The 881-nt window shown below is 29.4% G+C and carries 1 protein-coding gene; it reads right to left on the reverse strand.

Annotated elements, in window-relative coordinates; translation table 11 throughout:
* Positions 1-57: 57 nt before the first annotated feature.
* The coding region (locus QL982_RS14460; RefSeq protein ID WP_290190451.1) for an RNA-directed DNA polymerase at positions 58-881 on the reverse strand (824 nt) is incomplete at its 5' end.

Below are 881 nucleotides of genomic sequence, written 5' to 3' on the forward strand. Positions count from 1 at the left end.
GGATGGAAAATGACTTATCTAAATTGTTTTATGATATTTGTCCTAGCCATAACAGTTTTATTTTGAACTGACTATATCTGTCGAATTATTAAAACCACAAAGCTTATTCGCTACTATATGGCTATCTAAAAAATTTATTATCTCTCTTTTATTTTCCGTTACACCTATCAAACCCTTCAAATGATCTTCTTCTTTACTATATAGAGCTTTATAAGCAAAAAAATCTAGGTCTTCATCAAGATGGTTGTTATGAAAGCTGATTATACTAGTTCTTGAATCCAACTCTTTTTTCAAAAACTTTAGTCCTGCTTTACTATTGTTTTTATCAAAATGTTGTAAAACCACCTTTTTCATTTGAATTTTTGGATTATACAGGTTAATTGAATCTTCTATGCAAATTTCTAGTTCATTTTCTTCGAATTTAATTAAGTTACCAAGATACTTGCGAACAAACTCTTCTATTGTATTTTCAGAAGATAGTATAGGTTTTTTGAAAACCATCAAAATGTCATCTACATACCTACCATAATAAGAAGGCCTAACAACCTCAGAAATATATTTGTCAAAGTTTTCTAGCGCATAATTCCCCAATATTGATGAACTAATAAGACCAATTGGAAGAGTATTTTTCTTACAATTATTTTTTCCTGATCCTAAACCAAGGCTTTGCCTTCTTAAAGAATTATAAGACTCTAGAATCTCCTTAAGCATTAGAGTTATATTTTCATCTTTATTGCCTGGTAGTTTGTCAAAATCTATATCTAAATTGTAGTAAAAAGATTTTATATCTAAAGACAAAATTGCTACATCTTCGTTATCTTCGGATATGGAGGTTGCCTGCTTAACGGCTTTACTTCTCCAAGTATCATATTGAGTATAGT

This window comes from Psychrobacter sp. 5A.1 (assembly GCF_030407455.1).
Classification (GTDB): Bacteria; Pseudomonadota; Gammaproteobacteria; order Pseudomonadales; family Moraxellaceae; genus Psychrobacter.